The following is a 6,559-nucleotide window of genomic DNA, read 5'->3' on the forward strand; positions in this document are numbered from 1 at the left end:
TGCTAAATGGGTGTTATCGCAAGACTGAAAGACGACATAGCCTCTATTTACCATAGAGATCCAGCTGCAAACGGGACAATAGAGATCTTATTCAATTATCCGGGAATGCAAGCTATCTGGATCCACAGAGTGAGTAATAAACTCTGGGTGAGGAATTGGCGGCTTTCTGCGCGATGTTTATCGACCTTCTCTCGCTGGTTAACCGGGGTAGAAATCCACCCCGGTGCGACTATCGGCGATCGCTTTTTTATCGATCATGGTATGGGCGTGGTGATTGGTGAAACTGCTGAAATCGGTAACGATTGTACCCTTTATCATGGGGTCACCCTCGGGGGAACCACGTGGCAGTCTGGTAAACGTCATCCTACATTAGGTAATAATGTGGTGATTGGCGCAGGAGCTAAAATTCTAGGTCCGATCACCATGAATGATGGTGCTAGGGTTGGCTCTAACTCTGTAGTCGTTAAAGATGTACCAGCCGATACCACAGTGGTGGGGATCCCAGGCCGCGTAGTGGCAACACCATCGGCGCAATCGAAAGAAACCTCACAGCGCCGCACTGAGATGGCGAAGAAATATGGCTTCGATGCCTACGCTGTCTCACCGGATAATCCCGATCCTGTCGCCAATGCTATTGGCCAGATGCTGGATCATATGCATCTCATGGATTCTAAAGTTCAAGAGGTGTGCCAAGCGGTTCAAACGCTTGGTGGAAGTGTCTGTACTGAAAGGTTACCTGAGCTAGATGTTGAAGATTTTAGCGAAGACGAATTAGCGGCAGCGCAGAAACGTCAGAAGTCTTTAGATGAGTTTGATCCCATTATCTAGATTAATGTGGGGTTAAAATCCTAAATGCCATTGAATCTTGCCTAATAAACAGGTTAAATACCCCAGCAAAATGACGGGGTATTTAACCTGTCATGATCCTATTAATACCTGACCAAAACGCTAGGTTTTATACTTGACTAAAATAGTCAGGTATGTTGAAATTAGCCTATGCTTTTTTGGGAGACGTAGTAACCATGAAACTTACATCGAAAGGTCGGTACGCAGTAACTGCAATGTTAGACGTTGCCATGCACTCAACTAATGGTCCTGTGCCATTGGCCGATATTTCCGAGCGTCAAGGGATCTCTCTATCTTACCTCGAACAACTCTTCGCAAAACTCAGAAAAAATGGTTTGGTTTCAAGTGTACGCGGCCCGGGGGGTGGATATCGCCTAGGTACAGACGCTTGTGACATTTCCGTTGGGATGGTTGTACGTGCGGTTGATGAGTCTGTTGATGCAACACGCTGCCAAGGTCAAGGTAACTGCCAGAGTGGAACACGATGTTTAACCCATTCTCTCTGGGGAGATTTAAGTAACCAGATCTCTGATTTCTTAAATGGCATATCGTTAGCAGGATTGATGCATAAAAGGGATGTGCAGTTTATCTCCGTTAAACAGGATAAATTGCAGCAGGAACAAAGGCTAAGTATCTAACAGCCTCTGTTATGAATATAAAAATTATTTTTTGTACGTTGTAAGTGGTCTCTATTTGAGGCTACAAAGTACGGAGTGTGTGATGAAGCTACCTATCTATTTAGATTATGCTGCGACGACGCCAGTTGACCCTCGTGTCGCAGAGAAAATGATGCAATGCCTGACTATGGATGGCATTTTCGGGAATCCAGCGTCTCGTTCTCACCGCTACGGTTGGCAAGCCGAAGAGGCTGTTGATATCGCTCGTAATCAAGTTGCTGAGCTGATTAATGCCGATCCGCGTGAAATCGTGTTTACTTCTGGTGCTACTGAGTCTGACAACCTTGCAATTAAAGGTGTGGCTCACTTCTATCATAAGAAGGGCAAGCACATCATCACTAGCAAGACCGAACATAAAGCCGTTTTAGATACCTGTCGTCAGTTAGAGCGCGAAGGTTATGAAGTGACTTATCTTCAACCAGAGCCGAGCGGTTTGATCCCACTTTCTATGATTGAAGACGCGATGCGTGAAGACACTATCCTTGTGAGCATCATGCAAGTGAACAACGAAATTGGTGTTATCCAAGATATCGATGCAATCGGCGAGCTTTGTCGTTCACGTAAAATCATCTTCCATGTCGATGCAGCGCAAAGTGCTGGTAAATTACCTATCGACGTACAAGCGACCAAAGTTGATCTGATGTCAATCTCTGGTCACAAGATGTATGGCCCTAAAGGTATTGGTGCACTTTATGTTAGCCGCAAGCCACGTATTCGCCTAGAAGCAGCAATGCACGGTGGTGGACATGAGCGCGGTATGCGTAGTGGTACCCTAGCAACTCACCAAATCGTGGGTATGGGCGAAGCAGCTGCCATTGCTAAAGCCGATATGGAAACGGATAACGAACGTATTCGTCGATTACGTGACAAGTTATGGAATGGCATCAAGCATATCGAAGAGACCTACGTTAACGGCGATATGGAAAAACGTGCTTGTGGCAGCCTAAACGTCAGCTTTAACTTCGTTGAAGGTGAGTCATTGATGATGGCACTAAAAGACTTAGCCGTATCATCTGGCTCGGCATGTACTTCAGCTAGTCTTGAACCAAGTTATGTACTGCGTGCATTAGGTCTAAATGACGAGATGGCACACAGCTCAATTCGATTCTCAATCGGTCGTTTCACGACAGATGAAGAGATCGACCATGCAATAGAAACGATTAAAGAATCTATTGGTAATTTAAGGGAAATGTCTCCGCTTTGGGAAATGTTCAAAGACGGTATCGATCTGGACTCTGTTCAGTGGGCACATCATTAACCTTAGCTAAATTGACGAATAGATAAATTGGAGTTGTATCATGGCTTATAGCGAAAAAGTAATCGATCATTATGAGAACCCACGTAACGTAGGTTCATTCGATAAGAACGACCCATCAGTAGTAACGGGTATGGTTGGCGCGCCAGCTTGTGGTGACGTAATGAAGCTACAACTGCGTATCGATGATAACGGTATTATCGAAGACGCTAAGTTCAAAACTTATGGTTGTGGTAGTGCTATCGCTTCTAGCTCACTTGTGACTGAGTGGGTTAAAGGTAAAACAGTTGAAGAAGCCCGTGCGATTAAGAACACTGATATCGCAGAAGAATTGGCATTACCGCCAGTTAAAATTCACTGTTCTATTTTGGCTGAAGATGCGATCAAGGCTGCGCTAGAAGAGTATAAAACTAAGCAATCTAAGTAATACCTGGAGTTAAGATGGCAATTAGTATCACTCCCGCTGCGGCTGACCGAGTTAAAAGCTTTTTAGCTAGTCGCGGCAAAGGTCTAGGCTTACGCTTAGGGCTTAAGACATCAGGCTGTTCCGGCATGGCTTATGTGTTGGAATTTGTTGATGATCTTAACGATGATGATGAGATCTATGATGTCGATGGTGTTAAAATCATCATCGATGCTAAGAGTTTTATCTATCTTCAAGGGATTGAGTTGGACTTTGTTAAAGAAGGTCTTAACGAAGGTTTCCAGTTCAATAACCCTAATGCGAAAGGTGAATGTGGCTGCGGTGAGAGCTTTACCGTTTAAGTCATTAAAAGTAAAACTATGAATTATTTCGAGCTGTTTAGTTTACTTCCTTCCTATGATGTCGACACCGCCTTACTTGCAGAGCGCTACCGCGAACTGCAACGGGCGGTTCATCCCGACAAGTTTGCTAACGCGAGTGAGCAAGATAAGCGTCTATCTGTACAGCGTACAGCACAAATCAACGATGGTTTTCAAACGCTTAAAAACCCAATTCAGAGAGCTGAGCATCTTTTGGCGCTGAAAGGTCTAGAGTTAAGCCACGAATCGACCACATTAAAAGATACTCAATTTTTAATGCAGCAGATGGAATGGCGCGAGTCACTCGAAGAGATCAAGCATAGCGATGATCCCGACTCAGAGATTGCCCAGCTCTATGATTCTTTTGAGCAGTACGGTAAGCAAATTACCGCAGAACTTAAGGGGTTATTGCTCAGTGAGCTTGAAGCGGATCATTTGCAGGCGGCAGATCAAATTCGTAAACTCAAGTTTATGGCAAAATTACAAGATGAGTTGACTAGAGTGGAAGACGCACTCTTAGATTAGTCAGCGGTCTTAATTTTATAATACTGTTGGCTCAAGATATTGAGCCAACATTTTTTTAAGTTGGATATATATGGCACTTTTGCAGATAGCAGAGCCTGGACAGAGCGCTGCTCCCCACCAACATCGTCTCGCCGTCGGGATCGATTTAGGCACCACTAACTCACTTGTTGCTGCGGTACGTAGCGGCGTGGCGAATACTTTACCCGATGAAGATTCACAGCATTCATTGCCTTCTGTCGTCCGATATACCCAAGATGGTGTTCAAGTTGGCCTTGAAGCAGAAGCCTTCTCAGCTCAAGATCCACAAAATACCATAGTGTCGGTTAAGCGCTTTATGGGCCGTAGCCTCGAAGATATTCAATCGGGTTCGCAGGCGTTGCCGTACGCTTTCGAAGCGAGTGAAAATGGCTTACCTATTTTCGTAACTCCTAGTGGTAAAGTTAACCCAGTCCAAGTTTCCTCTGAAATATTGAAGCCGCTGGTGGCCCGTGCAGAGTCAACTCTTGGTGGCACATTGGAAGGGGTGGTTATTACCGTACCTGCCTATTTCGATGATGCACAGCGTCAAGGCACAAAAGATGCTGCGTCATTAACAGGCGTTAAAGTATTGCGCCTATTAAACGAGCCTACAGCCGCTGCGATTGCCTACGGTTTAGACTCGGGTCAAGAAGGTGTGATTGCCGTTTATGACTTAGGCGGCGGCACATTCGATATCTCTATTCTGCGTTTGAACAAAGGCGTATTTGAGGTATTAGCCACTGGTGGTGACTCTGCATTAGGTGGAGATGATTTCGACCACATGTTGCAAGCGTATTTCATCGAGCAATGGCAGGTAAGTTCTGCTAGTGCAAGCATGAACCGTAAAATGCAGATTGAAGCGAGACGCGTAAAAGAAGCATTAACAGATTCAACTGAGGCAGTTGCTTCAGTGGTTGATGATCAAGGCAATACGCTGACGTTAACCATTAGCCGCGATCTGTTTGATAGCTTAATCAGCAAATTAGTGAAGAAGACAATCAGTAGTTGCCGCCGTGCACTACGTGATGCCGGCGTTAGCAGTGATGAAGTGCTTGAAACTGTGATGGTGGGTGGCTCGACTCGTGTGCCTTTAGTCCGTCAAGAAGTTGAAAACTTCATGGGCAAAGCTCCGTTGACTTCAATCGACCCTGATCGTGTAGTGGCGATTGGCGCAGCAATCCAAGCGGATATTTTAGTGGGCAATAAGCCTGAGTCAGATCTGTTACTGCTCGATGTTATCCCACTTTCTCTTGGCGTTGAGACCATGGGCGGTTTGGTTGAGAAGGTCGTTTCTCGTAACACCACGATACCCGTTGCTCGTGCACAAGAGTTCACCACCTTTAAAGATGGACAAACTGCGATGGCATTCCACGTAGTTCAAGGTGAGCGTGAGTTGGTGGCAGATTGTCGCTCACTTGCTAAGTTTACCTTAAAAGGGATCCCGCCACTTGCTGCCGGTGCAGCACATATCCGTGTGACCTTCCAAGTGGATGCTGATGGTTTACTTAGCGTTACTGCGATGGAGAAGTCCACAGGCGTTCAAGCAAGCATTCAAGTTAAGCCATCTTTCGGCTTAAGCGATGAAGAAATTGGCAGCATGCTTAAAGACTCAATGGCCAATGCCAAAGAGGATATTACGCGTCGAATGCTAGCTGAGAAGCAAGTTGAAGCGGCACGCGTACTCGAGTCGCTCAATGCTGCATTAAATAAAGATGGCGAGTTGCTATCGGCTGAAGAGTTAAGCGCTATTCAAGCGAATATGGCTTCACTCGCTCAAATTGCGAGTGAAGACGATGCCGATGCGATTGAAGCGGCTATCGAAGCACTAGATACAGCGACGCAGGACTTTGCTGCTAAGCGTATGGATAATTCAATTCGACTCGCTCTGAAAGGGCAGTCGGTTGACAATATATAGGTAAGGTTATGCCACAAATTGTATTTTTACCCCATGAAGAATTATGTCCGGATGGCGCGGTAGTTGAAGCGAATGTCGGTGAAACGGTATTAGATGTTGCACTGCGTAACGGTATTCATATCGAGCACGCATGTGAAAAATCATGCGCTTGCACTACTTGTCATGTCGTGATCCGTGAAGGCTTTGACGAGCTAGAAGAGAGCGATGAGCTAGAAGACGACATGCTTGATAAAGCATGGGGGTTAGAGCCAGAAAGCCGCCTTTCTTGCCAAGCAAAAGTGCCTGCTTCAGATATCGTTGTTGATATTCCTAAGTACACGATTAACATGGTCAGCGAAGGTTAATCCTTTGTCTGTTTAAGCTGTTTAAATAAAAAGCCAGTAGTCAGAACTACTGGCTTTTTTTGTTTTCAGTGTCTTGTCCTGGAATGTGTTTACACATTTAGGACTTTATTATGACCACACCAATACCAGCCCGCGTTAAGCGAACACAGCGAGATTATTCGTTAGGCTTTAAATTACAAGTTGTAGCTGCCGTAGA

General features: G+C 45.4%; 8 protein-coding genes. All 8 read left to right on the plus strand.

Features of this window, described 5'->3' with window-relative positions; all coding sequences use genetic code 11:
• The first annotated feature begins 6 nt into the window (after positions 1-6).
• The 8 genes from cysE to fdx all read left to right on the plus strand — a co-directional run bounded on the left by cysE (position 7) and on the right by fdx (position 6,363).
• Positions 7-828, plus strand: a complete 822-nt coding sequence (gene cysE / locus K5Q92_RS20535) for a serine O-acetyltransferase (protein ID WP_220770734.1) — start codon at positions 7-9, stop codon at positions 826-828.
• A 194-nt stretch (positions 829-1,022) separates the two neighbouring features.
• Positions 1,023-1,484 (plus strand): Fe-S cluster assembly transcriptional regulator IscR, encoded by a 462-nt coding sequence (iscR, locus tag K5Q92_RS20540; protein WP_220770735.1) that lies wholly within the window; start codon positions 1,023-1,025, stop codon positions 1,482-1,484.
• A gap of 82 nt (positions 1,485-1,566) precedes the next feature.
• Positions 1,567-2,781 carry an IscS subfamily cysteine desulfurase gene (locus K5Q92_RS20545; RefSeq protein WP_220770736.1) on the plus strand — a complete coding sequence of 405 codons (1,215 nt, stop codon included), beginning with the start codon at positions 1,567-1,569 and terminating at the stop codon, positions 2,779-2,781.
• Positions 2,782-2,821: 40 nt separating this feature from the next.
• Complete coding sequence (gene iscU, locus K5Q92_RS20550) at positions 2,822-3,205, plus strand: Fe-S cluster assembly scaffold IscU (RefSeq protein ID WP_220770737.1); 384 nt, start codon at positions 2,822-2,824, stop codon at positions 3,203-3,205.
• A 14-nt stretch (positions 3,206-3,219) separates the two neighbouring features.
• Positions 3,220-3,543 (plus strand): iron-sulfur cluster assembly protein IscA, encoded by a 324-nt coding sequence (gene iscA, locus K5Q92_RS20555; RefSeq protein ID WP_202719953.1) that lies wholly within the window; start codon positions 3,220-3,222, stop codon positions 3,541-3,543.
• An 18-nt stretch (positions 3,544-3,561) separates the two neighbouring features.
• On the plus strand, positions 3,562-4,086 hold the full coding sequence (hscB, locus tag K5Q92_RS20560; protein WP_220770738.1) for a co-chaperone HscB: 525 nt from the start codon (positions 3,562-3,564) through the stop codon (positions 4,084-4,086).
• A gap of 70 nt (positions 4,087-4,156) precedes the next feature.
• Entirely contained in the window at positions 4,157-6,019 is a 1,863-nt protein-coding gene (gene hscA, locus K5Q92_RS20565; protein WP_220770739.1) for a Fe-S protein assembly chaperone HscA, read from the plus strand.
• 8 nt (positions 6,020-6,027) lie between these two features.
• Complete coding sequence (gene fdx, locus K5Q92_RS20570; RefSeq protein WP_220770740.1) at positions 6,028-6,363, plus strand: ISC system 2Fe-2S type ferredoxin; 336 nt, start codon at positions 6,028-6,030, stop codon at positions 6,361-6,363.
• Positions 6,364-6,559: the final 196 nt, after the last annotated feature.

It is taken from the genome of Shewanella sp. MBTL60-007, assembly GCF_019654915.1.
Classification (GTDB): domain Bacteria; phylum Pseudomonadota; class Gammaproteobacteria; order Enterobacterales; family Shewanellaceae; genus Shewanella.